Annotated in this window: 26 protein-coding genes; 25 read left to right on the forward strand and 1 reads right to left on the reverse strand. The window is 44.6% G+C overall.

The window, feature by feature from the left end:
* Positions 1-2: 2 nt before the first annotated feature.
* From uvrA to trxB, 20 genes are all read left to right on the forward strand, one after another.
* Positions 3-2,876 carry an excinuclease ABC subunit UvrA gene (uvrA, locus tag ACIFOD_RS08590; RefSeq protein ID WP_430314291.1) on the forward strand — a complete coding sequence of 958 codons (2,874 nt, stop codon included), beginning with the start codon at positions 3-5 and terminating at the stop codon, positions 2,874-2,876.
* Positions 2,877-3,318: 442 nt separating this feature from the next.
* Positions 3,319-3,633, forward strand: a complete 315-nt coding sequence (locus ACIFOD_RS08595) for a DUF4870 domain-containing protein (protein ID WP_113970834.1) — start codon at positions 3,319-3,321, stop codon at positions 3,631-3,633.
* Between the two features lie 22 nt (positions 3,634-3,655).
* Positions 3,656-4,783, forward strand: coding sequence for a DUF4097 family beta strand repeat-containing protein (locus ACIFOD_RS08600; RefSeq protein ID WP_430314292.1), 1,128 nt, complete (start codon positions 3,656-3,658; stop codon positions 4,781-4,783).
* A 21-nt stretch (positions 4,784-4,804) separates the two neighbouring features.
* On the forward strand, positions 4,805-5,008 hold the full coding sequence (locus tag ACIFOD_RS08605; protein ID WP_397552752.1) for a PspC domain-containing protein: 204 nt from the start codon (positions 4,805-4,807) through the stop codon (positions 5,006-5,008).
* Positions 5,008-5,364, forward strand: a complete 357-nt coding sequence (locus ACIFOD_RS08610) for a phage holin family protein (RefSeq protein ID WP_430314293.1) — start codon at positions 5,008-5,010, stop codon at positions 5,362-5,364. Before ACIFOD_RS08605 ends, ACIFOD_RS08610 begins: the two co-directional genes overlap by 1 nt.
* A gap of 212 nt (positions 5,365-5,576) precedes the next feature.
* Positions 5,577-6,512 carry an HPr(Ser) kinase/phosphatase gene (gene hprK / locus ACIFOD_RS08615; protein WP_430314294.1) on the forward strand — a complete coding sequence of 312 codons (936 nt, stop codon included), beginning with the start codon at positions 5,577-5,579 and terminating at the stop codon, positions 6,510-6,512.
* Positions 6,513-6,560: 48 nt separating this feature from the next.
* Positions 6,561-7,397 carry a prolipoprotein diacylglyceryl transferase gene (gene lgt / locus ACIFOD_RS08620; RefSeq protein ID WP_430314295.1) on the forward strand — a complete coding sequence of 279 codons (837 nt, stop codon included), beginning with the start codon at positions 6,561-6,563 and terminating at the stop codon, positions 7,395-7,397.
* Between the two features lie 19 nt (positions 7,398-7,416).
* On the forward strand, positions 7,417-8,382 hold the full coding sequence (locus ACIFOD_RS08625) for a nucleoside recognition domain-containing protein (RefSeq protein ID WP_282138567.1): 966 nt from the start codon (positions 7,417-7,419) through the stop codon (positions 8,380-8,382).
* Positions 8,354-9,004: a pyrophosphatase PpaX gene (gene ppaX, locus ACIFOD_RS08630; RefSeq protein WP_430314296.1), complete on the forward strand. Its 651-nt coding sequence runs from the start codon at positions 8,354-8,356 to the stop codon at positions 9,002-9,004. Before ACIFOD_RS08625 ends, ppaX begins: the two co-directional genes overlap by 29 nt.
* Positions 9,001-9,540, forward strand: coding sequence for an acyltransferase (locus tag ACIFOD_RS08635; RefSeq protein WP_430314297.1), 540 nt, complete (start codon positions 9,001-9,003; stop codon positions 9,538-9,540). The genes ppaX and ACIFOD_RS08635 overlap by 4 nt, the downstream gene beginning before the upstream one ends.
* Before the next feature lie 222 nt (positions 9,541-9,762).
* Entirely contained in the window at positions 9,763-10,950 is a 1,188-nt protein-coding gene (locus ACIFOD_RS08640; RefSeq protein WP_430314298.1) for an ATP phosphoribosyltransferase regulatory subunit, read from the forward strand.
* A complete protein-coding gene (gene hisG / locus ACIFOD_RS08645; RefSeq protein WP_430314299.1) occupies positions 10,947-11,570 on the forward strand; it encodes an ATP phosphoribosyltransferase in 624 nt (207 codons plus the stop codon). Before ACIFOD_RS08640 ends, hisG begins: the two co-directional genes overlap by 4 nt.
* Positions 11,571-11,752: 182 nt before the next feature.
* Complete coding sequence (gene hisD / locus ACIFOD_RS08650) at positions 11,753-13,027, forward strand: histidinol dehydrogenase (RefSeq protein ID WP_430314300.1); 1,275 nt, start codon at positions 11,753-11,755, stop codon at positions 13,025-13,027.
* Between the two features lie 54 nt (positions 13,028-13,081).
* Entirely contained in the window at positions 13,082-13,666 is a 585-nt protein-coding gene (gene hisB / locus ACIFOD_RS08655; protein ID WP_430314407.1) for an imidazoleglycerol-phosphate dehydratase HisB, read from the forward strand.
* A gap of 3 nt (positions 13,667-13,669) precedes the next feature.
* A complete protein-coding gene (hisH, locus tag ACIFOD_RS08660; protein WP_430314301.1) occupies positions 13,670-14,305 on the forward strand; it encodes an imidazole glycerol phosphate synthase subunit HisH in 636 nt (211 codons plus the stop codon).
* On the forward strand, positions 14,302-15,036 hold the full coding sequence (gene hisA, locus ACIFOD_RS08665) for a 1-(5-phosphoribosyl)-5-[(5-phosphoribosylamino)methylideneamino]imidazole-4-carboxamide isomerase (RefSeq protein WP_430314302.1): 735 nt from the start codon (positions 14,302-14,304) through the stop codon (positions 15,034-15,036). The genes hisH and hisA overlap by 4 nt, the downstream gene beginning before the upstream one ends.
* Positions 15,030-15,788: an imidazole glycerol phosphate synthase subunit HisF gene (gene hisF / locus ACIFOD_RS08670; RefSeq protein ID WP_044338292.1), complete on the forward strand. Its 759-nt coding sequence runs from the start codon at positions 15,030-15,032 to the stop codon at positions 15,786-15,788. The genes hisA and hisF overlap by 7 nt, the downstream gene beginning before the upstream one ends.
* On the forward strand, positions 15,785-16,414 hold the full coding sequence (hisIE, locus tag ACIFOD_RS08675) for a bifunctional phosphoribosyl-AMP cyclohydrolase/phosphoribosyl-ATP diphosphatase HisIE (RefSeq protein WP_430314303.1): 630 nt from the start codon (positions 15,785-15,787) through the stop codon (positions 16,412-16,414). The genes hisF and hisIE overlap by 4 nt, the downstream gene beginning before the upstream one ends.
* Positions 16,415-16,536: 122 nt before the next feature.
* A complete protein-coding gene (locus ACIFOD_RS08680; protein ID WP_397552767.1) occupies positions 16,537-18,048 on the forward strand; it encodes a tetratricopeptide repeat protein in 1,512 nt (503 codons plus the stop codon).
* Positions 18,049-18,199: 151 nt separating this feature from the next.
* Positions 18,200-19,147 carry a thioredoxin-disulfide reductase gene (trxB, locus tag ACIFOD_RS08685; RefSeq protein ID WP_428976066.1) on the forward strand — a complete coding sequence of 316 codons (948 nt, stop codon included), beginning with the start codon at positions 18,200-18,202 and terminating at the stop codon, positions 19,145-19,147.
* Positions 19,148-19,200: 53 nt separating this feature from the next.
* On the opposite strand, the gene ACIFOD_RS08690 is transcribed toward trxB, so the two are convergent.
* Entirely contained in the window at positions 19,201-19,353 is a 153-nt protein-coding gene (locus ACIFOD_RS08690) for a Fur-regulated basic protein FbpA (protein WP_430314304.1), read from the reverse strand.
* Positions 19,354-19,535: 182 nt separating this feature from the next.
* Between ACIFOD_RS08690 and ACIFOD_RS08695 the strand changes: the two genes are divergently transcribed.
* From ACIFOD_RS08695 to ACIFOD_RS08715, 5 genes are all read left to right on the forward strand, one after another.
* Positions 19,536-19,850, forward strand: a complete 315-nt coding sequence (locus tag ACIFOD_RS08695) for a MerR family transcriptional regulator (RefSeq protein WP_430314305.1) — start codon at positions 19,536-19,538, stop codon at positions 19,848-19,850.
* Between the two features lie 498 nt (positions 19,851-20,348).
* Positions 20,349-21,065: a GDSL-type esterase/lipase family protein gene (locus ACIFOD_RS08700; RefSeq protein WP_430314306.1), complete on the forward strand. Its 717-nt coding sequence runs from the start codon at positions 20,349-20,351 to the stop codon at positions 21,063-21,065.
* 422 nt (positions 21,066-21,487) lie between these two features.
* Positions 21,488-21,946: an 8-oxo-dGTP diphosphatase gene (locus tag ACIFOD_RS08705; RefSeq protein WP_113970858.1), complete on the forward strand. Its 459-nt coding sequence runs from the start codon at positions 21,488-21,490 to the stop codon at positions 21,944-21,946.
* A 47-nt stretch (positions 21,947-21,993) separates the two neighbouring features.
* Positions 21,994-22,887 (forward strand): RNase adapter RapZ, encoded by an 894-nt coding sequence (gene rapZ / locus ACIFOD_RS08710; protein ID WP_430314307.1) that lies wholly within the window; start codon positions 21,994-21,996, stop codon positions 22,885-22,887.
* Positions 22,884-23,846: a uridine diphosphate-N-acetylglucosamine-binding protein YvcK gene (locus tag ACIFOD_RS08715; protein ID WP_397552774.1), complete on the forward strand. Its 963-nt coding sequence runs from the start codon at positions 22,884-22,886 to the stop codon at positions 23,844-23,846. The genes rapZ and ACIFOD_RS08715 overlap by 4 nt, the downstream gene beginning before the upstream one ends.
* The last annotated feature ends 54 nt before the right edge of the window (positions 23,847-23,900 follow it).

Below are 23,900 nucleotides of genomic sequence, written 5' to 3' on the forward strand. Positions count from 1 at the left end.
TGATGGCCCGAGATCAAATAGTCGTACAAGGAGCCAGAGCTCATAATTTAAAAAATATAGATATTAAAATTCCACGGGATAAACTGGTCGTTTTAACCGGGCTTTCGGGTTCTGGTAAGTCTTCCTTAGCATTTGACACCATTTATGCAGAAGGACAAAGACGTTATGTCGAATCCCTTTCTGCCTATGCCCGTCAATTTTTAGGTCAAATGGATAAGCCTGATGTCGATGCCATCGAAGGGTTGTCCCCGGCGATTTCCATCGATCAAAAAACAACGAGTCGTAATCCACGTTCGACTGTAGGGACGGTAACCGAAATTTTCGACTATCTGAGACTGTTGTTTGCAAGAGTAGGGAAACCGATTTGTCCAAATCACGGGATCGAAATTTCCTCCCAAACGATTGAACAAATGGTCGACCGCATTCTTGAATACCCGGAAAGAACTAAGCTTCAAGTACTGGCACCGGTTGTCTCAGGCCGTAAAGGAACTCACGTTAAGACCCTTGAAGAAATCAAGAAACAGGGATTTGTTCGAGTGCGCATCAACGGTGAAGTCCAGGATCTTGGGGAAGAAATCTCGCTGGAAAAAAATAAAAAGCACTCCATTGAAGTGATCATTGACCGAATCGTCGTGAAGGAAGGTGTCGCAGCACGTCTGTCCGACTCACTTGAAACGGCACTTAGATTGGCAGACGGTCAGGTGATCATCGATGTAATCGGGGAAGAAGAGCTTTTATTCAGTGAGCATCACGCATGTCCATACTGTGGATTTTCCATAACGGAACTGGAGCCAAGAATGTTTTCCTTCAATAGTCCATACGGTGCCTGCACAAGTTGTGACGGCTTAGGAACAAAGCTTGAGGTGGATAAGGAGCTCATCATCCCGAATTGGGATCACACCCTTAATGAGCATGCGATTGCTCCTTGGGAACCGACAAGCTCCCAATACTATCCGTCTCTTCTTAAAGCCGTATGTGATCATTATGAGATTCCGATGGATATGCCTGTAAAGGATATTCCGAAACAACAAATGGATAAGGTCCTATATGGATCCGGCAAGGATGAGATTTACTTCCGTTACGAGAATGATTTCGGTCAAGTTCGTGAAAACTATCTTCGTTTCGAGGGAGTCATCCCTAATGTTGAGCGCCGTTATCGTGAAACTAGCTCTGATTATATCCGCGAACAGATGGAGAAATACATGGCGCAGCAGGATTGCCCAACCTGTAATGGCCACCGTTTAAAAGAAGAGAGCTTAGCAGTAAAAATAGACTCACTTCATATTGGGGAAGTAACGGCCTTTTCGATTGAAGAAGCAGAGCAGTTTTTCCATAAGCTCGAGCTTTCGGAAAAAGAGATGAAGATTGCCAATCTTATTTTGAGGGAGATCCGTGAACGCCTCGGATTCCTGGTCAACGTTGGACTTGAATACCTCACATTAAGCCGGGCAGCAGGTACGCTATCGGGGGGGGAAGCTCAACGTATTCGTTTAGCCACTCAAATCGGTTCCCGTCTGACAGGTGTCCTGTACATTCTGGATGAGCCATCGATAGGTCTGCATCAGCGGGACAATGATCGACTGATTGATACTTTAAAGAACATGCGTGAAATAGGAAACACATTAATCGTAGTGGAACATGATGAAGACACCATGATGGCTGCGGACTACCTCATCGATATCGGACCTGGAGCTGGTGTGCATGGGGGAGAAGTGGTTTCTGCGGGAACACCACAAGAAGTGATGGAGGACTCGAACTCATTAACGGGTCAGTACCTTTCAGGGAAGAAGTTCATCCCTCTTCCACAGGAAAGACGTAAACCTGATGGCCGGTACTTAGAGATTGTGGGAGCGAAAGCAAATAACCTGAACAATGTCAAGGTGAAGCTGCCATTAGGAATCTTTACAGCGGTGACTGGAGTATCGGGATCCGGTAAAAGTACGTTGATCAATGAAATCCTGCATAAGTCACTGGCTCAAAAGCTTCATAATGCGAAATCAAAACCTGGTGAGCATAAGGAAGTGAAGGGGATTGAAAACCTTGATAAGGTCATTGATATCGATCAATCACCAATCGGCCGTACCCCAAGATCCAACCCGGCTACTTATACAGGGGTATTCGATGATATACGGGATGTTTTTGCCACAACCAATGAAGCGAAAGTGCGAGGCTATAAAAAAGGCCGTTTCAGCTTTAATGTTAAAGGCGGACGTTGTGAAGCATGTCGCGGAGACGGGATCATCAAAATCGAAATGCACTTCCTTCCTGATGTGTACGTTCCATGTGAAGTTTGTCACGGGAAACGATACAACCGGGAAACACTTGAAGTGAAATACAAAGATAAAAATATATCCGATGTACTTGAGATGACAGTCGAAGACGCAGTGAAATTCTTCGAAAACATTCCGAAGATCAAACGTAAGCTGCAAACCATCTTTGATGTTGGACTGGGCTACATCACTTTAGGTCAGCCGGCCACTACGTTATCAGGGGGAGAAGCCCAGCGTGTGAAGCTTGCTTCAGAATTGCATCGCCGTTCTACCGGCCGCTCTCTCTACATCTTAGATGAGCCGACAACTGGACTTCATGTGGATGACATCGCAAGACTATTAGTTGTTCTTCAACGTCTTGTTGAAAACGGAGATACGGTCCTCGTCATCGAACACAATCTCGATGTCATTAAAACAGCCGATTACCTTGTAGACCTTGGTCCTGAAGGTGGAGACAAAGGTGGTTCGATCGTTGCAAGCGGAACCCCAGAAAAAGTGGCGGAAGCACAAGGTTCCTACACAGGTAAGTACCTGAAACCCGTTCTTGAGCGCGACCGTGAACGAATGAAGAAGAAGATTAGAGAAAAAGAAGAAGTGACCAATTAATTAAAGAGGGAGATGCTTTATGTATCTCTCTTTTTGGTTTGGAGTGAAAATGCAGGCAGGGTTTTCAAAGATGTTTTTATTTCAATGTAGCCATTAAGTAATTCATGCTTAGAAAGTTGATTGGAGCGGAAGGTGGTCGATTCCTGCGGGAATAGCGGGAAAGTTGAGACCCCGCAGGGCAAAGCCCGAGGAGGCTCAACTCACGCCCCGCGGAAAGCGAGCACCTGGAGCGGAAATCAACTACTATTTACTTCATTAAAAGGTTCTGAAAATGATGCTTGGTAATGGTGGCACCAATCAAAACCACAACTCCATACCTACCTAAAATCAGCCTCAAGTTGGAGTGAAGAACATTCCCACTATGTGAAAATAAGATTACAAACAAATGCATTGAAACCTTTTGCTTCACGTATCGTAAATAATAGTAGAGGAGATGATGAAGATGGAGACCAATAAGGTATTATCAGCCCTATGCTATTTCAGTATATTTTTTGCAGGCTTCCTTTTTCCGCTGATCGTTTATTTTGTATCAGATAATCCTTATGTGAAAAAGGACGCAAAAGCAGCCTTTTTATCTCACTTACTACCGGTCGTTGCGGTTCCCCTTGTGATTGCAGGCTTGTTTTTGGATATGGGGGTTTTCGCGAGTGGTGCGGGATTGCCGATATTCACCGTCATCATGATCGGTTTAGCCATATTACTTAGTGTTGTCGTGGTCATTTGGAATGTGTATAAAGGCATTAAAGTACTTTTATAATCAATAAAGGGGATGAAAGAGTATGAATGAAGAACGCAAACGCATTTTGGATATGTTGGAAAATGGGACGATTTCTGCTCAGGAGGCAGTGGCATTATTGGAAGCACTCGATCAAAAGCCAAATACATCAAAGGTAAAAGAAAAGGATTTCCTTGATGAATTTGTGTCCATCTTTCAAGAAGGTAAAAAGGGTGAGCAAGAACACTCTACTCATTCGGGCAATCCGAAAGATAAGCTTCTAGATTTCATGAATACTGCGTTGAACAAGATTAAGAATTTTGACTTTGACTTTCAGTGGAATCAATCGGTGGAGCTGTCTCATGTGTATCAACAGCCCAATACGGATTTTGAGAAAATTGATATAGATGTGGCCAATGGAAAAGTAGAGCTGATCCCTTGGGATGGTGAAGAAGTCCGGGTGGAATGTGAGGCGAAGGTTTATCGTACGGAAGATCATGAAGAAGCGAGGAAGCAGTTCATGGAGAATACGTCCTTTGCTGTAGACGGGGATACACTGTATTACTCGACGCAATTAAAGTGGATGAAAGTGGACTCTAAACTCTACATTCCTAAGCATCAATATAAAAGGGTTTCTGTCCGATTATTTAATGGAGGACTGAAGGCAGAGCATTTAGATGTCCAGAATCTTCGTGCCAAGGCTGCTAATGGAAAGATCTATATCGATCATCTGGTAGCCAAGAAAGCCGAAGTGGAAACATCCAATGGTGCGATTTCCATTTTGAACGTGAAAGCAGAACGTGTTGAAGCTGAGTCCATTAACGGCAAGGTCCATGTAGAAGGGGATATCTCAATCTCAGATGTACAATCCCTGAACGGAAACGTCGTATGTGCCTTGACGGGGGAGAAAGCCGACACGCTTCACGCAAAGACCGTAACGGGCAACATCGATTTACTCGTTCCTGAAAACATCAACATTTCCGGAGAGGCTAAATCAAACTTCGGTAGTTTTAAGCTGGAGCTGCTGGGTATTGATGTACTAGAAGAAAAAAATGAAGTGGTCCAAAAGTCGATTCGTTTCAGTCGTAAAACCGATTCAGACGATAAGCTTCATCTTTTTGCGGAAACAAAAGCGGGATCTGTCCTCATAAAAAAGTATGAAGAGAAGAATGTTAATAAGGACAACGCATAAGATGAGAAAGAAGGAATAACGATGAGAAAACAATTAGCACGATCAAGGTCTGACAGAAAGCTCGCCGGGGTGCTTGGAGGTTTGTCCCGTTATGTGGGAATCGATGCAACGATTCTTAGGGTGATATTCATCATCCTGCTTATTCCGACGGGATTCTTTCCTCTGGCCATCGTATACGGTTTATTGGGCTTCGTGCTGCCAAATGAGGAGGAAGCCATCAAATAATGAGGTGGATGATTGGAATTTTAATCAATGCAGTAATCTTTATTGCATTGGCAGGATTTTTTCAAGGATTTGAAGTATCCGGGTTCGGGGCAGCAATCGGAGCCAGCTTTATTCTTTCGATACTGAATGTTCTGGTCAAACCGATTTTGATTATCCTGACCCTGCCGGTGACGATTTTATCACTGGGGCTGTTTCTCTTCGTCATTAATGCCATTACGCTACTGTTAACGGATGGTCTGATGGGAAGCAGCTTTGAGTTATCCGGTTTTGGCATGGCTTTTCTGGCATCGATCATTTTGTCGATTGCCAATCTGGTGATTCAAAAAACCGTGATGGATCCGATGAAGGAAAAGTAAATAGGAAAAGACTCCGGCTTGGTTGTTGAGCCGGAGTTTTTTTTGTGGTCACTGTAATTTAAACCAAGCAACATTCAATTGAGCTTAATGGCATTACCGTGCTACTGTCTCAAGTAAGCTGCCTTGCGCTTTTCTCTATAATTGCTAAAATAGGTTAGAGTAAGAGTCGTTTATAAATATGAAGCGAGTGTAATGTGAAGGAGGAGCTGCATGTGGCAAAGGTCCGCACAAAAGATATTGTCGAGAAGTTTAAATTAGAGCTTGTCGGTGGAGAAGAAGGTTTACATAGACCGATCACAACGAGTGACATTTCCCGTCCAGGCTTGGAGATGGCCGGTTATTTCAACTATTATCCTGCAGAGCGGATACAATTATTAGGGAAAACCGAGTTGTCTTTTCTGGAGCTGTTGGATGAAGCAGAAGGTAAGCGCAGGATGGAAGCTCTATGTACAGATATCACGCCTGGTATCATCATTTCCAGAGACCTGGAGATTCCTCCTGAGTTAGTGGAATCAGCGAACCGGTATGATGTACCTGTCATGCGTTCTTCAATGAAAACAACACGATTCTCTTCGAGGCTGACAAACTATCTGGAAAGTAAGCTTGCCCCGACAACGGCAATCCATGGTGTACTGGTGGATATTTATGGAGTCGGAGTGTTGATCACAGGGAAAAGCGGTGTTGGTAAAAGTGAAACCGCTCTTGAACTAGTGAAAAGAGGCCATCGTCTTGTAGCGGATGATTGTGTCGAGATTCGCCAGGAAGACATGGATACGCTCATCGGCAGTTCTCCTGAATTAATTGAACATCTGTTGGAAATCCGCGGTTTGGGTATCATCAATGTCATGACGTTATTTGGTGCAGGAGCGGTCCGCAGCTATAAGCGTATTACCCTTTGCATCAATCTCGAGCTATGGGATAAAACGAAACAGTACGACCGTCTTGGACTGGAAGAAGAGACGATGAAAATTATCGATACGGATATTACAAAATACACCGTGCCTGTTCGTCCTGGACGAAATCTCGCGGTTATCATTGAGGTGGCTGCCATGAACTTCCGTCTGAAACGTATGGGCGTAAATGCAGCAGAGCAATTTACAAACCGATTGTCTGATGTGATTGAAGATGGAGAGAATGAAGATATCTAATCCGATAACGATCACATGCCATCTTAATGGAAAAAAAGGAGAGACAAAATGAACGAGAACATTACACCAATCGATCCCATTGCCATTTCACTCGGTCCGATCCAAGTACATTGGTACGGTGTCATCATCGGACTTGGGATCGCATTAGGACTGTATTTAGTCATTCGTGAGAGCAAAAGATTGGGTCTTCATCCCGATACATTCATCGATTTGCTCGTTTGGGCGATTCCCATCGCGATCATTTGTGCCCGCGCTTATTATGTCATTTTTGAATGGGACAATTATTATGCCGATCACCCCGGGGATATCATTAAAGTATGGAATGGTGGAATCGCCATTCATGGTGCATTGATCGGTTCTGTCCTTACTACGATTGTGTTTGCCAAAATAAAAGGGCTGTCTTTCTGGAAGCTCGTTGATATTGCGGCACCGAGCATTATTTTAGGTCAGGCAATCGGTCGCTGGGGTAACTTTGTAAACCAGGAGGCCCATGGGGGAGAAGTGTCCCGTGCATTTCTTGAAAGCCTGATGCTTCCTGATTTCATCATTAATCAAATGTATATTAATGGAGCGTACTATCACCCTACATTCCTATACGAATCTCTTTGGAGTTTTGCCGGATTGATTCTTCTTCTTGTCTTGAGAAGAAAAGCAAGCAGTCTTCGTCGTGGAGAACTGTTCTTAACATATGTGATTTGGTATTCCATCGGTCGATTCTTTGTCGAAGGATTGAGAACAGACAGTCTGATGATGGGGTCTTTACGATTCGCTCAAGTCATTTCCATTGTCCTTATCATAGCTGCGATCGGTGTATTCTTTTACAGAAGAAAAGCCGGTCTTGCGAAGAAGGCATACGATGAAAAGACGGATAGCGTAAACGCTTAACAAAAGGAGAGTAGGGAGTATGTGGATGTCATCTTTGAAAAATGGCGGCCTCACAGGTTTGAAAACAACGTGGTCACTGGGGAAGGTCATCTTTCCAATCACGCTGATTGTGTTTTTGCTTCAATACACACCTGTCCTTCCTTGGGTCATGGAGAAGATTTCTCCGTTTATGAAGCTTATCGGCCTTTCAGGTGATGCGGCCATTCCTCTTGTGTTAGGGAATTTTCTTAACTTGTACGCAGGAATAGGTGGAATCCTATCCCTTGATTTAACGGTGAAAGAAGTATTCATCATTGCCGTGATGCTTTCCTTCTCTCATAATTTGTTCATTGAATCAACCGTAGCCGCAAAGGTGGGCGTGAAGATTTGGCTGATTGTCGCTGTAAGAGTCGGATTGGCCCTGGTATCGGCGGTCGTCATCAATCTGGTTTGGAACGGTGGATCTGAAATCGCCAAGTACGGTATGATGCCTCCACAACAAGCTGAGCCGGACGGGTGGGGGGAAATCATTCTCCTGGGACTCGAAAAAGCAGGATTTGGTGTCCTGCAGTTAGCTCTTATCGTCATTCCTCTTATGATGATTATTCAAGTGATGAAAGATCTGAAATGGATGGATGTTTTTTCACGCTGGATGTCGCCTGCCACGCGGGCGCTTGGCATGAATGCAAATACATCATCCACGATGGTAGCGGGACTCGTCATCGGCCTGGCATACGGAGCAGGCGTCATGATTCAGGCGGTAAAAGAAGATGGAGTGAGTAAGAAGGATGTCACGATTGCCTTCATCTTTTTAGTCGCATGTCACGCCGTGGTGGAGGATACGTTAATCTTCATCCCACTCGGCATCCCTGTCCTGCCCCTCCTGATCATCAGGCTGGTCACGGCGATTTTGTTAACGATGGCGGTTGCCTACATTTGGAACAGGGTCGATGCAAAGAAAGAAAAGGAGAGACATTATGAGCAGGATTACAACAATATTATTTGACTTAGACGGAACATTGATCAACACCAATGATTTAATCATTTCATCCTTTTTGCATACATTGAATCATTATTATCCAGGTCAGTACGAGGAAAAGGACGTTCATCCTTTTATGGGACCACCATTAGAAGAGTCATTTGGAGGATTGGACCCCGACCGAATGGAAGAAATGTGTACTCACTACCGTGCTTATAATCATGAGCATCATGACACCCTTGTCACTGAGTTTGAAGGGGTGTATGAAACCGTTCAAGCCCTCTATGAAAATGGATATAAATTAGCGATTGTCTCAACGAAAGTCCGTGATGTTGTGTTAAAGGGACTGGACCTGATGAATCTTCGTCCGTTCTTTGAAGTCATCATCACCCTGGACGAAGTGGAGAACGCGAAGCCTCATCCTGAACCGATTGAGAAAGCTCTCGTGGCATTGGGATCCTCGCCTGGTGAAGCAATCATGATCGGGGACAATCACCACGACATTTTAGCGGGGAAAAATGCAGGAGTGCTATCGGCAGGTGTCGCGTGGAGTGCGAAGGGAAGAGAGCACCTGGCTCACTACGAACCGGACTTCATGCTAGATAATATGAAAGACTTATTAAAGGTTGTTGGAGTTCCGACTACATGAGACGAACGACCCGCTACCCTGTAGAAGGAGCAAATTCTCTCTGGCATGTTTACAAAACCGTTCCTTTTGGGAAGGTCGTCAAAAATTTCATCGTGATTCAACTGGCAAGGTACACACCCTTTCTGGGAATGAAAAATTGGCTGTACAAAACGTTTTTGAGGATGAAGATCGGTGAACACACGTCATTCGCCCTGATGGTGATGCTTGACGTGATGTTCCCTGAGAAAATATCGGTTGGGCGTAATACAGTCATCGGGTACAATACGACGATCCTCGCCCATGAATACTTGATCAAGGAATACCGATTAGGTGAGGTGGAAATCGGATCGGAAGTGATGATCGGGGCCAACACCACGATATTACCGGGTATTCAGATTGGAGACGGGGCCATCATATCGGCAGGAACCCTCGTACACAAAGACGTCCCGGCAGGAGCGTTCGTTGGTGGAAATCCCATGAGGATCATCTACACCAAAGACGAACTGGCCGAACGCTGGCGAGAAGATGCCATCTACGGATTGAAAAGAGAAGAATAAGGGAAAAGGCAAAGATAGATTGAGTTCTATTTTTGCCTTTTTTGTTTTTCAAAAAAATCCACAAATCAAACGGTTGACGAATAAAAAAAGAAACGCTACACTACAAATAACTTTATTTTATTAGCACATTAGCGAACTAAAGGATTTCTGAATAATCGACAATTAGTAGCAATCCCTTAATCGGGGAAAAATAGATGAATTAATACGCCAAAGGTGGTTCTTATGACTAAGTTATTCATGTTCGAGAAGCCATTGGGAATGAGAGATACATTTCCTGATTTATACGAAATCAAAGATCAGACGAAAAAGAAAATGGAACAGGCGATGAAGCTGTGGGGTTACAAATTTATTGAAACCCCAAGCCTTGAATATTATGAAACCGTTGGTGAAGCATCGGCGATATTAGATCAGCAGCTATTCAAGCTTCTGGATCAACAGGGTCACACCCTTGTGTTAAGACCGGATATGACCGCGCCGATCGCCCGGATTGCCGCATCAAAATTATTAAAGGATGAAGCACCGCTGCGACTGGCCTACTCCAATTCAGTATTTAGAGCTCAGCAACGGGAAGGTGGACGTCCGGCCGAATTTGAGCAGGTCGGAATCGAATGCATCGGTGACGACTCAGTCAGCGCCGACGCTGAAGTAATTGCATTAATGGTATTGGTTTTAAAAGAAGCAGGATTGGAAAACTTCAAAATTTCCATCGGCCACATCGGTTTTGTGCAGGAGCTGTTCACTCAGATCGTCGGGACTGAAGAACGGGCGGATACGTTAAGAAGATATTTATATGAGAAGAATTATGTTGGATATCGTCGGCATGTCAATGAGCTGGCTCTTTCATCCATCGATAAGCAGAGATTGTTCCGTTTCCTGCAATTACGGGGATCAGAAAATGTGCTGGGTGAAGCCCATTCTCTATTAGAAGGGGAAAAAGGTCTGCACGCATTAGAACAGCTGAAAGAGCTGTGGAGTATTTTAAAAGATTACGAAGTCGAGCAATATGTGAAGTTCGACTTGAGTCTGGTTAGCCACATGAGTTACTATTCCGGTATTTTATTTGAAGTGTACGGAGAAAATGTAGGGTTTGCCATCGGAAATGGCGGTCGCTACGACAAGCTGCTCGAAAAATTCGGAAAGAACTCCGGTGCGACAGGCTTCGGGTTACGTCTCGATTATGTCCTTGAAGCGATGCAGGTTGAGTTAACTTCCACTCTTCAGCAGTGCGTGCTTTTCAGTGATGAGCGCAGGAAAGAAGCGATTCGTTTGGCTAATGAGCTGCGAAGTGAAGGAGTCAATGTGGTACTGCAGAACTGGAAGGGCGTAGGAGATGTGGACGAGTTTACGAAGGGCTTCAGCAATGTGCACTTCGTAGTGGGACAGGATCCGAAAGGCGGTGAAACATCATGAGTGCGTTAACCATTGCCATGCCTAAAGGCAGGATATTTGAAGAAGCCGTGGAACTATTAAGGAAGGCAGATTACAATCTGCCACCTGAATTCGATGATTCGAGGAAGCTGATCATCGAGGTTCCCCAGGAAGATTTACGATTCATCCTGGCAAAGCCGATGGATGTTCCGACGTATGTGGAACATGGAGTCGCTGATTTAGGGATTGCCGGGAAGGACGTTATGCTGGAAGAAGAGCGAGACGTATATGAGCTGCTTGATTTACGGATCAGTGGTTGTTACTTGGCGGTCGCAGGATTGCCGGATACAAAAATGAGTGATGTGGCACCGAAAATTGCAACGAAATATCCGAATGTTGCGTCATCCTATTTCCGGGAGCAGGGTGAGCAAGTGGAAATCATTAAACTAAACGGTTCCATTGAGCTTGCTCCATTAATCGGACTTGCTGATCGCATCGTCGATATCGTCTCAACGGGAAGAACCCTGAAGGAAAATGGGCTTGTGGAATACGAAACCATCGTCGACATCACCTCACGCCTCATCGTCAATCCCGTCAGCTACCGAATGAAAGACGAAAAAATCCAAGACCTCGTCACCCGGCTGACACGTATCATTGGGTAAGAGGGACGGACCTTGCCTGGAGCCGGTCAAATACAGGGATATCAACACTTATAATGAGACTCTGAGGTTCGGATACTTGTTTATTCAGGCAAGGTCCGTCCCTCTAAATATAGATTACATAGGGAATACGGCATCTGCTGTCGTAAGCAGGTCCGTCCCCCTCAAAAGGCTGGTGAAATTGTATGAAGATTATTAAGGATATGAGCGGGGCGTCGATTAAGCGCTCGGTCGACAGTGGTACGGAGAATCAGCGAAGAGCGGTTCAGGGGATTATTGCTTCTGTGCAGGAGAATGGAGATCAGGCAGTCCGTGAGTATACCGAGAAATTTGATGGGGTTCAATTAGAGAACTACAGGGTTTCTCAAAGTGAGATAGAGGAAGCCTTCACAACTCTTGATCCCGAAATGATCTCGATCATTGAAGAAGCTGCGGATAATATCCGTGACTTTCACTCTAAGCAAAAGAGATCTTCATGGTTTACAACCAACGAGGATGGGACGATGCTCGGTCAAAAGCTGACCCCCCTCGATTCGGTCGGCGTGTACGTGCCGGGTGGGACGGCTGCGTATCCTTCCTCTGTATTAATGAATGTGCTGCCTGCTAAAGTAGCGGGAGTCAAACGAATCACGATGGTTTCTCCGCCTGGAAAGGACGGAAAGCTGTCTCCAGGCGTGTTGGTTGCAGCTAAAATTGCCGGAGTGGAAGACATCTTTAAAGTGGGCGGTGCTCAAGCCGTAGCCGCACTGGCGTATGGAACGGAATCCATCACTCCCGTGGATAAAATAACAGGACCGGGGAACATCTATGTCGCCCTGGCAAAACGGGAAGTATTCGGGGATGTGGATATTGATATGATCGCCGGCCCGAGTGAAATCGTGATCCTGGCAGATGGGCATCAGCGTCCCGATGAAATCGCCGCAGACCTTCTTTCACAGGCAGAGCATGACGTGTATGCATCTGCCGTTCTTGTGACAAATTCGTCTACCTTGGCCGAAGAGGTATCCTCACAGGTGGAACGACAGCTCTCTTCCCTTCCCAGAGAAGACATTGCCCGTCAGTCCATCAATGATTTCGGAGCCATCTACGTGACGAGAGATATTGAAGAAGGAATCGAAGTTGTGAATCAACTCGCAGCGGAGCATTTGGAAATTCTAACGGAGAAGCCGTTCGAAACGATGGCGAAAATCCATCATGCCGGAGCGATCTTCCTTGGCCGATATAGCTCGGAGCCTGTCGGGGATTACTTTGCAGGACCGAATCACGTACTCCCGACGAACGGGACAGCACGTTTTTCAAGTCCATTAAATGTAGATGAATTTATGAAAAAGACAAGTGTCATTTCATACAGTGAAACAGCACTGCAGCAAAATTATCAAAAAATCGCAAAACTTGCCCGCTTAGAGGGTCTTGAAGCCCATGCAAGGGCAGTGGAGATTCGATTCGATAAAGAGAAATAAGGAAGAGGGACGGACCTCGCAGAGGTCCGTCCCTCCAAAAAGGAGGACATCATGGTGAGAAGTGCAGAGATTGTGCGAAAGACGAATGAGACGGATATTCGCTTGAATTTTGGGATCGATGGAGGGGGAAACTCAGAGATTAAGACGGGCGTTCCATTCATGAGTCATATGCTGGATTTGTTCACAAAGCATGGACAATTTGATTGTACGATCGAAGCAAATGGCGATATTGAAGTCGATGACCATCACACCACTGAAGATATCGGCATTTGCTTGGGACAGGCATTACTTGCGTCACTGGGAGACAAAAAAGGTATTAAGCGTTACGGCTCAGCCATGGTTCCGATGGATGAAGCCCTTGCCCAAGTCGTCGTGGACCTGAGTAATCGTCCGCACCTCGAGTTCCGTGCAGAACTTCCAAGTCAGAAAGTCGGGACCTTCGATACGGAGCTTGTTCATGAATTCCTTTGGAAGCTTGCCCTTGAAGCACGAATGAATCTTCATGTCATCGTTCATTATGGTCACAATACCCACCATATCATTGAAGCGATCTTTAAAGCACTGGGACGTGCCTTGGATGAAGCAACCACGATCGATCCCCGGGTAAAAGGGGTTCCGTCAACGAAGGGAATGTTATAATTCATGATCGGCATTGTAGACTATGGGATGGGGAATCTGTTCAGCGTCAGTAAAGCACTTGAACGGTTGAACGTTCCTTATTTTATCAGTGATCAACAAGAGGAATTACTGAACGCAGATGGGTTGATTTTACCGGGGGTGGGAGCATTTAAAGATGCTATGAGTCTTCTCGAAACCACTCATTTAAAAGAAACCATCCTCACTTTTGCCCAAAGCGGGAAGCCGCTCTTAGGCATTTGTTTGGGCATGCAGCTCCTTTTTGAGGAAAGTAGGGAGAATGGATCAACAAAAGGATTGGCTCTTCTACCTGGTGAAGTGCTTCACATCCCAAAAGAGGACAGTCAAGGAAACTCGTTCAAAGTCCCTCACATGGGATGGAATCTTCTGCGTTACCAAAAAAAATCCCCCCTTTTAGAAGGGTTATCAGAGGGCTATGTGTACTTCGTTCACTCCTATTATGTGCACGAAGGATCCAAAGACGTGATAGCGGCAAGTGCTGATTATGCGGGAGTCGAAATCCCGGCAGTCGTGAGCAGGGAAAATATATACGGAATGCAGTTTCACCCTGAAAAAAGCGGAGAGCTTGGAATGAAGCTGTTAGAAAACTTTACAAAACGAGTGAAGGAGAGGGTCTCATGAGCTTTACGATTTATCCAGCCATCGATATGCGGGACGGGAAGTGCGTTCGACTCGTTCAAGGTGACTATAATCAGGAAACGGTTTATGGAGACTCTCCGTTTGATATGGCGAAGAAATTCGCCGATGAAGGGGCCGAGTGGATTCACATGGTGGATCTCGATGGGGCAAAGGAAGGCTCTCGGATCAATGATGAATTCGTGATCAAGGTTGCAGAGAAGCTTGAAGCGAAGGTGCAGATCGGGGGAGGCATCCGCTCCAAAGAGGATATCGAGCACTATTTAAGCCGGGGCGTCGATCGTGTGATCATCGGCAGTATCGCTGTTTCCAACACGGAATTAGTGAAGGAATGGCTGGCGGAATATGGTGATAAGATTGCCATCGGGCTGGATGCAAAGGATGGATATGTGGCAACCCACGGATGGTTGGAAACGTCAGGTCTCAAAGCCGTCGATTTAGGCAAAGAACTGGCTGAAGCCGGCGCAGAAACATTCATCTTCACCGATATTGCCACAGACGGAATGCTATCTGGTCCTAATGTTGAAGCGGTTGTAGATCTTGCCGAACAAACAGGGAAATCAGTGATTGCGTCTGGAGGCATTAGCTCACTTGAAGATCTGAAGACTTTAAAACAATACGAAAGCCAAGGCGTCTCTGGGGCGATTTGCGGAAAATCACTTTATACAGGGAAATTCACGGTGAGCGAGGCCATAAATGAGGTGAAGACATGTTAACGAAACGGATTGTACCTTGTCTGGACGTGAAGGATGGCCGGGTGGTAAAAGGCATTCAATTTGTGGAGCTGAGAGATGCGGGAGATCCCGTTGAACTTGCTAAAGTGTACGACGAACAAGGTGCCGATGAACTCGTCTTCCTGGATATTTCAGCCTCACATGAAGGACGGAAAACGATGGTGGAAGTCGTTCAGCATGTAGCGGCGGAATTGGCGATCCCTTTTACAGTAGGGGGAGGGATTAACTCAGTAGAAGATATGAAAGCCATCCTTCGCGCAGGGGCAGACAAAGTTTCTCTTAACACTGCAGCCGTCCTGCGTCCTGAGCTTGTTCGTGAAGGAGCGGATTACTTCGGATCTCAATGTATCGTAGTGGCCATCGATGCCAAATACGATGAAGAGAGCAAAGGTTGGAAAGTTTATACCCATGGAGGCAGAAAGCTGAAAGACCTGGATGCCGTTGAATGGGCGAAGGAAGTAGAATCCCTCGGTGCGGGAGAAATTTTGTTAACGAGCATGGATAGCGATGGAGAGAAGCAGGGATTCAACCTGGCACTGACGAAGGCAGTCAGCGAAGCGGTTTCGATTCCGGTGATTGCTTCAGGCGGTGCAGGAAATGCCGGGCACTTCAAAGAAGTATTTACAGAAGGCAAAGCCGATGCGGCCCTTGCTGCCTCCATCTTTCACTATAAAGAAACGAGCGTTGAAGAAGTAAAGAGCTACTTAAGAGAGCAGGAGGTGCACGTACGATGACTAATAACGATTGGATCGCATCCGTGAAGTATGATGATAAAGGATTGGTACCTGCCATCATCCAGGACGCTTCGACAAAAGAGGTTTTGACACTGGCGTATATGAATGAAACGTCTCTCAAGAAAACAGTTGAGACGGGAGAAACGTGGTTTTACTCCCGTTCACGTCAGGAGCTGTGGCATAAAGGAGAAACGAGCGGGAACACCCAAACGGTCAAGAACATCACGTGGGATTGCGATAAAGATGCCATCCTTGTTCTTGTCGATAAGGAAGGCCCTGCGTGTCATAAAGGGGAAGAAAGCTGCTTCCATGAAGGAGTATATGGTGAGGAGAAATCATCAACAGAAAATATCCTCCTCACTCTGGAAAAGCTCATTGAAAATCGTGAAATCGAGCGGCCGGAGGGAGCATACACGACCTACCTCTTTGAAGAAGGCGTAGATAAAATCCTTAAAAAAATAGGCGAAGAAGCGTCAGAAGTGATCATCGCGGCGAAAAATAGAGACAGTGAAGAATTGAAATGGGAAGTCGCAGATCTGTTCTACCACGTACTCGTCCTTTTAAGGGAACAAAAACTTCCACTCCAAGATGTGTTGGAAGTCCTTGTGGAACGTCATAATAAATAACTCCCTGAGGGACGGACCTTGCGCACGCGCAAAGGTCCGTCCCTCAAAATATGGTAGTTTAGTACAGGGGTATTGTATGATATACTACTGTAGTTATACTATGAACGTTTCGGAGGACTTTGATGAGAAAAGGGTCAAAATTAGGTAGTGAGCAAGCGAAAGTGTTGTCTTTTGTCCCGACTGGCGAGTATTACTACAACAAAGGGATGAAGGCTTATCAACGTCGAGAGCTTAAGAGATCGTTAAAATATTTAAATAGAGCATTTCAATTAGAACCAGTAGAACCGATGATTGCCTGTCAATTATCGATTGTGTATACAGAGCTTGGTGAATACAAGCGTTCCAATGATTTATTGCATCAAATCCTGGATGATCTGGATCCCCGTATGGCTGAGTGTCATTATTTTCTGGCCAATAATTATGCCCATTTAGGTTTGTTTAAAGAGGCGTACGAACAGGTTTCAGCTTATCTTGACAAAGAAGAATATGGTGAATTCGTTGAGGATGCTGAAGACTTATTAGAGCTTTTGGAGCTCGATTCCGATTTGATTGTGGACGATTTATACGAGCATGATGAGCTTATCGTCCAACAGGAGAAAGCAAGAGATCTTCTTGAATCAGGACATTTTCAAAAAGCCGTGGATACCTTACAGAAGGTCATTGAGGATTATCCTGAATTCTGGTCAGCTTATAATAATCTGGCACTGGCCTACTTCTATTTAGGAGAAGTCGATCAAGCAGCTGCTACGTTGGAAGAGGTGCTGGAGAAGAATCCTGGAAATCTTCATGCCCTGTGCAATACGGCTGTTTTTTATTTCTATCAAAAGCGTCATGACGAGCTGGACGAATTGATTCAGGGCCTTGAGAAGGTCCGTCCCTTACTTCATGAGCATCGTTACAAGCTGGGGGCTACGTTTGCGCTTGTGGGTCATTCGAAGCGGGGGTATGATTGGTTGAAGTCCCTTCAGAAGATTGGCTACGAGGGCGATGGGAGCTTCTATTATTGGTTGTCTTGTTCTGCTTATGAAACGGGGCATGAGGATACAGCCCGTAATGCGTGGAAAAGGGTATTGGAAATCAACCCTGAAAAAGAAGGACTCGAGCCTTGGAACGATAAAAAGCAGGAAGAGGGCTTCGAAAATCACGTCACATCGATTTTGAAGAAGCTGCAAAGTGAATATACGGAAGAAAAGTTATTCGGTCTGTTTCTTACGTCTATTTCGGATAATCAGAGAGCCATCCTCACTCACGCTGACTTTTGTGATGTGGAGGACCTGTCGATTGTCGAAAAGGTGTATTTGGCACAAGTGTTGAACAGCAACGGAAACAGCTCGATTAAAGTGAACCAGGAGATACAGAATATGCATCAAGTGGCTCTCCACCTTTATGGGGATCATCAACCGATCACGAGCGTGAAGTCGGGATTATTCCTTACTTGGTTTACGATCGCCTACAGAGGCATAAAAGAACGGGAAACCTTCAAGAATGCCAAAGCTTTTGCAGCGGCGACCGAATTCGTTTGGAACCGACTGCGAAATGAAAAGGTCACGAAGAAGCAGCTATGTGATCGATTCAATTTATCTGCAAGTACCTTGACAAAATACATCTCAGTCGTTGAAAGTTACCTTCCGTGAGCATATTTTTGGACGATGCGATCCTATTTTTTATAGGATAGGTGTAGGAAGTAAATACTATGTGTGGAAGGCTCAAGCACCATTACTACCTCTAACCATAGTATTTAAATAAAGAATATGCTTACGACTGTTTCGGAAGGAGAATGTCATTATGTCTGAAGAAAAAATTTATGATGTAATCATTGTAGGTGCAGGCCCTGCAGGAATGACTGCAGCTGTTTATACGTCACGTGCAAGTCTTTCAACGCTTATGCTTGAAAGAGGAGTGCCGGGCGGACAAATGGCGAATACGGAAGAAGTGGAGAACTACCCAGGCTTCGACCATATTCTGGGACCTGATCTTTCTAATAAAATGTTTGATCATGCGAAGAAATTCGGTGCGGAATACGCATACGGAGACATTAAAGAGATCGTTGACGGAGAAGAGTTTAAAACTGTCAAAACCGGTTCGAAAGAATTTAAAGCCCGTGCAGTGATCATCACGACGGGTGCAGAGTACAAAAAGATCGGTGTACCTGGTGAAAAAGAGCTTGGCGGACGCGGAGTATCTTATTGTGCAGTATGTGACGGAGCATTCTTTAAAGGAAAAGACCTTGTTGTTGTAGGTGGGGGAGACTCCGCTGTAGAAGAAGGGGTTTACCTGACAAGATTTGCTAACAAAGTAACAATCGTTCACCGTCGTGATGAGCTTCGAGCTCAAAAGATCCTGCAACAGCGTGCCTTTGATAATGAAAAAGTGGATTTCATCTGGAACCATACGGTGAAGGAAATCAACGACAAAGAGGGCAAAGTGGGAAGTGTGACCCTTGTTTCTACAGAAAATGGAAAAGAAACGGATTTCCAGGCTGATGGTATCTTCATCTACATCGGAATGCTTCCACTGACGAAACCATTTGCTAACCTCGGGATCATTAACTCTGAAGGTTATATTGAAACAAACGAACAAATGGAAACAAAGGTTCCTGGAATCTTTGCAGCCGGAGATGTCCGTGAAAAACAACTTCGCCAAATCGTTACGGCAACAGGTGACGGAAGTATCGCCGCTCAAACGGCTCAGCATTATATCGAAGAGCTGAAAGAAAAAGTTAAAAACGGTTAATCAAAAAAGCCTTACGAAGGAAGATTCCCTTCGTAAGGCTTTTTTTGGTGAATTTACTTTTTTTTATGCTTATTGAACACATACACCAATTCAGACAGCGTCAGCTTCTTCAACCCCTCATCACATGGCTTGTAAACACCAGCTTCTACTAACCGACGAATAAATTGCTGCCTCTCTCGTTCAACGGCTTCACGTAAAAATGGCATCCGTGTTCACTCCTTTTAGATTGTTACCCATAGTGTAGGGGGATTTTGAACATAAATCTGCTACTTTGTAAAGTTTTCTTCCAATTTAGAATTCTTTGTAAGGTTTTCTAACATAATAGGTCAAATCCGTAAGAGAGACATGTATAATCAAGATATTCCCTGCTTAGGAGGATGAGGAGAACGTGGATAATGAACCTTCCTATAAGGATAAGAAAGTGATATCAATCGGTGTCGTCAGTGAATTGACCGGTTTGACCGAGAGAAAGATCCGCTATTACGAAGAGAAGAATCTGATCTTTCCACACCGTTCCAATCGGGGCTATCGCAAATACTCCTTTTCCGACGTGGAACGATTAATGGACATCGCCGACCAGAGAGAAGAAGGGGTCACCACGAAAGAAATCAAACATGAATTATCCAGAAAAGAGAGAAAAGAAGCAAAGCAAAAAATGATACGTGGCCAGCTTAATGCCCGGTTTGGTGTTCAGAAGAAGTAAGGGGGACGGACCTCTGGAGTGAATATCGTTCGTTTTTGACGGGGGTTTGTGAATTTGCAAAATGTGTAATTAGGGTATTTAATGCTTTTTTTTGGTAAAAAAAGTAAAACGGCTGGATTTTTACTGATTTCGGCCGGATTAATCCCAAAAACGGCCGGATTATTGTCGATTTCGGCTCTATTATCATTAAAAACGGCCGGATTTTTTCAACTAAACCTCTGTTAATACCCTATACCGCATGCGGGGCTACTGCCGATCAAGGGAAATTCCGTGAGAACCATGCCCAACAAACAATACATTCCATGTTAAGTGGAATCAGATTCATACAAAAGCAATCTACCAGTCAATTTCTCCTATCCAAAAAAGGTTACGCCCCTCAACGCAAATAAAAAAATTGTCCGATAACTTCCATAAATAAACAGGATTACAACCCTCCCAAAAGGGAATAACCAATATTATGAAAGTCATCTTAGTTTATTTCGGAAGGTCGGATCATGAATGAAAATATGGAAAATCGTTTCTTTAGTCGCACTGTTTGCTCTTATCCCCGTTGTGTATTTTAGTTTTATTGCCGATGAGACCAAGTCATCATCTAAGAAACGGGTAATCGCATTGGGAGATTCCCTCACATATGGGTATGGGGATAAAAAAGAAGCAGGATATATCGGGCGTTTAGAAGAGAAAGTAAATAAAAAAAACTCAAAGATGTCATATAGCTTTCAAAACCTTGGAGTACCGGGGCAGCAATCGGATCAGCTGCTTGGCCAGATCGTCAAGCCGGAGGTAGCGGAGGATTTAAGTGAAGCAGATGTATATATCATCAACATCGGAACCAATGATTTAATAAAAAACAATGGTGGAGACCTGTTCCCTTTGCATCATGAAGAAATCGTGGAGGCGAAAAAAGACTATCTCGACAACCTGGATAAGATCTTGAATATTGTCGGAACAGCGAGCAAAGAAGCGGATATCATCGTGTTAGGTTTATACAATCCTTACCCGGATAAAGATAGCGATAAAATCGAGGCGTACGTGGATGATTGGAATAAATCCATGATGAAAGAAGCCAAAAAACATGAGAACGTAAAGTACGTTTCAACCAATCCTTTATTTAAAGGGAAATCCAAGGAAAACTATTTCCATGATTCCCTTCACCCTAATGGTAAGGGGTACGAATTAATCGCGGATCAAATTATGAAGAATTATGACTTTTAACCCAAAAATGACAGGTTCTTACAGCGTTCGCCGCAATTCGCAAATCCCGCAACGATACATTAACAATTCCGTAATACCGTTTTAAATCTGTTGTAACACTAGTGAAACAATTTTCGGGTAATATAGATAATAAGAAATTGACCCCCTTTTAAGTAATAAATCCCGTAGACGACACAGGACTCGCCTGTGTCTATTTTTTTTGCTTTTTTCCCCTGTTATAGTGACCCGTGTATATCTGTACCTATCCTCTTCATGTAGAAACATGTCCCAATATCTTTCGATTTGAATCGACAGCATTCAAACAACAAGCCAAGACATTGTAGCTTGTCTACAATCATAGTATAATATAAGGAATGAGAATGACTGAAAGTGGGACTAATGTATACATTGGCTCCCTAATCATCAAGATTGAGGTGAAGGTAGTGCAACGTGTCACAAATTGTTTATATCTGGATGGAGACAAGGTACTCCTTCTCCAAAAGCCAAGAAGGAATTGGTGGGTCGCTCCAGGTGGGAAAATGGAGTCCGGCGAATCAATCCGGGATGCTGTCATTCGTGAGTATCGTGAGGAAACGGGCATCTATTTAAAGAATCCTGATTTGAAAGGTGTCTTTACGTTCATTATTAAAGAAGGCGATCAGATTAAATCAGAGTGGATGATGTTTTCTTTCTTTGCAACCGAAGCGGATGGGGTGAACCTTCAGGAATCGGAAGAGGGTAAGATTAAATGGCATCCGATTGAGGATATTAAGGACCTTCCGATGGCTGAAGGAGATTATCATATTCTGGATTACCTCTTACACGGAAAGAATACGATTTATGGAACGTTTACCTATACTCCTGATTTTAAGTTATTGTCTTATCGATTAGATCCAAGTTGATCAACGAACTTATTTATACAACATTACGATAAAAGCGGGGGAAGAGTATGAGTACAGGTTCTACAAACGATGTTCAATTAGTAATCATAACAGGGATGTCAGGAGCTGGTAAGACGGTTGCCATTCAGAGCTTCGAGGATTTGGGATTCTTCTGTGTGGACAATCTGCCGCCGACTCTTCTGCCAAAATTTTTGGAACTGATGAAAGAGTCCGGTAATAAAATGAATAAGGTCGCCCTTGTGATGGACCTTAGGGGAAGGGAATTCTTTGATCATCTATTTAAAGCACTGGATGAATTAGCGGAAACCTCCTGGGTGACACCGCAGGTTTTATATCTTGATGCAGATGATTCCTCTCTTGTCAGAAGATACAAGGAAACGCGCCGTTCTCATCCGCTCGCTCCTTCAGGTCTGCCTCTTGAAGGGATTCGTCAGGAGAGAGAGCTCCTTGAAGAACTAAAAGGACGTGCGCAGTTAATATATACAACTTCAACCATGAAGCCAAGAGAGCTTCGGGAAAAGATTCTAACGGAATTCTCGGTGAACAAGAAGACGATTTTCACGGTGAATGTCGTGTCTTTCGGTTTCAAGCACGGGATCCCGATCGATGCTGATTTGGTGTTTGATGTACGCTTCCTGCCAAACCCTCACTATATCGATCATATGAGACCGAAAACGGGATTGGATGAAGAAGTGTCCACCTACGTATTGAAATGGAATGAAACGAATAAATTCATCGAGAAGGTAACCGATTTACTGTCGTTCATGCTTCCTCAATACAAGCGGGAAGGAAAGAGCCAGCTTGTGATCGCGATAGGATGCACAGGCGGGCAGCATCGATCGGTTGCATTGGCAGAGTATCTTGGCCATCATTTTGAAAATGACTATCAAACGAAAATTTCTCATCGGGATATTCAGAAGAGAAAGGGTCTAACAACATGACACATACACCCAAGGTCGTCGTGATCGGAGGAGGAACGGGCTTACCGGTCCTTCTTCGGGGATTGAAACGGCACCCTATCGATATATCGGCCATTGTCACTGTCGCTGATGACGGCGGCAGTTCCGGTCGTTTGCGTGACAGCCTTGATATTCCTCCCCCGGGAGATATACGGAATGTCCTGGCTGCTCTTTCAGAAGTGGAGCCATTGGTGGAACAAATGTTTCAGCATCGTTTTGAAACAACGAATGAACTTTCCGGTCATGCTTTAGGAAACTTGATTATTGCAGCCCTTGCCTCCATCACAGGTGATTTTGTCCATGCGATTCAGGAAATGAGCAGGGTATTGAATGTGAAGGGGAAGGTCTTACCTTCAGCGAATCAAAGCGTCATCTTAAAGGCGGAGATGGAGGATGGAACGATTGTCACGGGAGAATCGACCATTCCGAAAGCCGGGAAGAAGATCAAACGTGTCTTCTTAGAGCCGGATAGCATCAAGCCACTGGGTGAAACCTTGCGGGCCATCAAGGAAGCCGACTTAATTGTGATGGGTCCGGGAAGCCTATATACCAGTATTTTACCGAATCTTCTTGTTCCGGGAATTGGCGATGCTGTATGCAGGGCGAAAGCGAAAAAAATGTATATTTGCAACATCATGACCCAGGCAGGGGAAACATTGGATTATTCAGCGAGTGACCATGTAAAGGCATTATATGATCATTTGGAAACGCCAAGTATTGATTATATCCTGGTCAACAAAAAGCAGGTACCCGATGAGGTGCAGGTCCGATATAATGAAGAACAAGCGAGCCCCGTCCACTTTGATGTGGATAAATTGAAATCCATGGGCTTAGAAGTGATTGCAGAAGAGATTCTCTCCTATGACAACCATCTTGTTCGTCATAACACGGAGAAGGTCGCTGATATCATATATTCTTATCTTAAAAAATCAACCAGTTAAACGACAAAAATTTCTTTTGTATAAGGTTGTGCAAGCGTTTGCTAGGAGGTGATG

Origin of the sequence: Rossellomorea sp. NRS-1567, from assembly GCF_050467885.1 — a bacterium.
GTDB classification, from domain to species: domain Bacteria; phylum Bacillota; class Bacilli; order Bacillales; family Bacillaceae_B; genus Rossellomorea; species Rossellomorea aquimaris_C.

What these genes read in the sequence shown, in the direction of transcription:
- uvrA (WP_430314291.1), top strand. Translation starts at nt 3, where the DNA reads ATGGCCCGAGATCAAATAGTCGTACAAGGAGCCAGAGCTCATAATTTA.
- ACIFOD_RS08595 (WP_113970834.1), top strand. Translation starts at nt 3,319, where the DNA reads ATGGAGACCAATAAGGTATTATCAGCCCTATGCTATTTCAGTATATTT.
- ACIFOD_RS08600 (WP_430314292.1), top strand. Translation starts at nt 3,656, where the DNA reads ATGAATGAAGAACGCAAACGCATTTTGGATATGTTGGAAAATGGGACG.
- ACIFOD_RS08605 (WP_397552752.1), top strand. Translation starts at nt 4,805, where the DNA reads ATGAGAAAACAATTAGCACGATCAAGGTCTGACAGAAAGCTCGCCGGG.
- ACIFOD_RS08610 (WP_430314293.1), top strand. Translation starts at nt 5,008, where the DNA reads ATGAGGTGGATGATTGGAATTTTAATCAATGCAGTAATCTTTATTGCA.
- lgt (WP_430314295.1), top strand. Translation starts at nt 6,561, where the DNA reads ATGAACGAGAACATTACACCAATCGATCCCATTGCCATTTCACTCGGT.
- ACIFOD_RS08625 (WP_282138567.1), top strand. Translation starts at nt 7,417, where the DNA reads ATGTGGATGTCATCTTTGAAAAATGGCGGCCTCACAGGTTTGAAAACA.
- ppaX (WP_430314296.1), top strand. Translation starts at nt 8,354, where the DNA reads ATGAGCAGGATTACAACAATATTATTTGACTTAGACGGAACATTGATC.
- ACIFOD_RS08635 (WP_430314297.1), top strand. Translation starts at nt 9,001, where the DNA reads ATGAGACGAACGACCCGCTACCCTGTAGAAGGAGCAAATTCTCTCTGG.
- ACIFOD_RS08640 (WP_430314298.1), top strand. Translation starts at nt 9,763, where the DNA reads ATGACTAAGTTATTCATGTTCGAGAAGCCATTGGGAATGAGAGATACA.
- hisG (WP_430314299.1), top strand. Translation starts at nt 10,947, where the DNA reads ATGAGTGCGTTAACCATTGCCATGCCTAAAGGCAGGATATTTGAAGAA.
- hisD (WP_430314300.1), top strand. Translation starts at nt 11,753, where the DNA reads ATGAAGATTATTAAGGATATGAGCGGGGCGTCGATTAAGCGCTCGGTC.
- hisH (WP_430314301.1), top strand. Translation starts at nt 13,670, where the DNA reads ATGATCGGCATTGTAGACTATGGGATGGGGAATCTGTTCAGCGTCAGT.
- hisA (WP_430314302.1), top strand. Translation starts at nt 14,302, where the DNA reads ATGAGCTTTACGATTTATCCAGCCATCGATATGCGGGACGGGAAGTGC.
- hisF (WP_044338292.1), top strand. Translation starts at nt 15,030, where the DNA reads ATGTTAACGAAACGGATTGTACCTTGTCTGGACGTGAAGGATGGCCGG.
- hisIE (WP_430314303.1), top strand. Translation starts at nt 15,785, where the DNA reads ATGACTAATAACGATTGGATCGCATCCGTGAAGTATGATGATAAAGGA.
- ACIFOD_RS08680 (WP_397552767.1), top strand. Translation starts at nt 16,537, where the DNA reads ATGAGAAAAGGGTCAAAATTAGGTAGTGAGCAAGCGAAAGTGTTGTCT.
- trxB (WP_428976066.1), top strand. Translation starts at nt 18,200, where the DNA reads ATGTCTGAAGAAAAAATTTATGATGTAATCATTGTAGGTGCAGGCCCT.
- ACIFOD_RS08690 (WP_430314304.1), bottom strand. Translation starts at nt 19,353, where the DNA reads ATGCCATTTTTACGTGAAGCCGTTGAACGAGAGAGGCAGCAATTTATT.
- ACIFOD_RS08700 (WP_430314306.1), top strand. Translation starts at nt 20,349, where the DNA reads ATGAAAATATGGAAAATCGTTTCTTTAGTCGCACTGTTTGCTCTTATC.
- rapZ (WP_430314307.1), top strand. Translation starts at nt 21,994, where the DNA reads ATGAGTACAGGTTCTACAAACGATGTTCAATTAGTAATCATAACAGGG.
- ACIFOD_RS08715 (WP_397552774.1), top strand. Translation starts at nt 22,884, where the DNA reads ATGACACATACACCCAAGGTCGTCGTGATCGGAGGAGGAACGGGCTTA.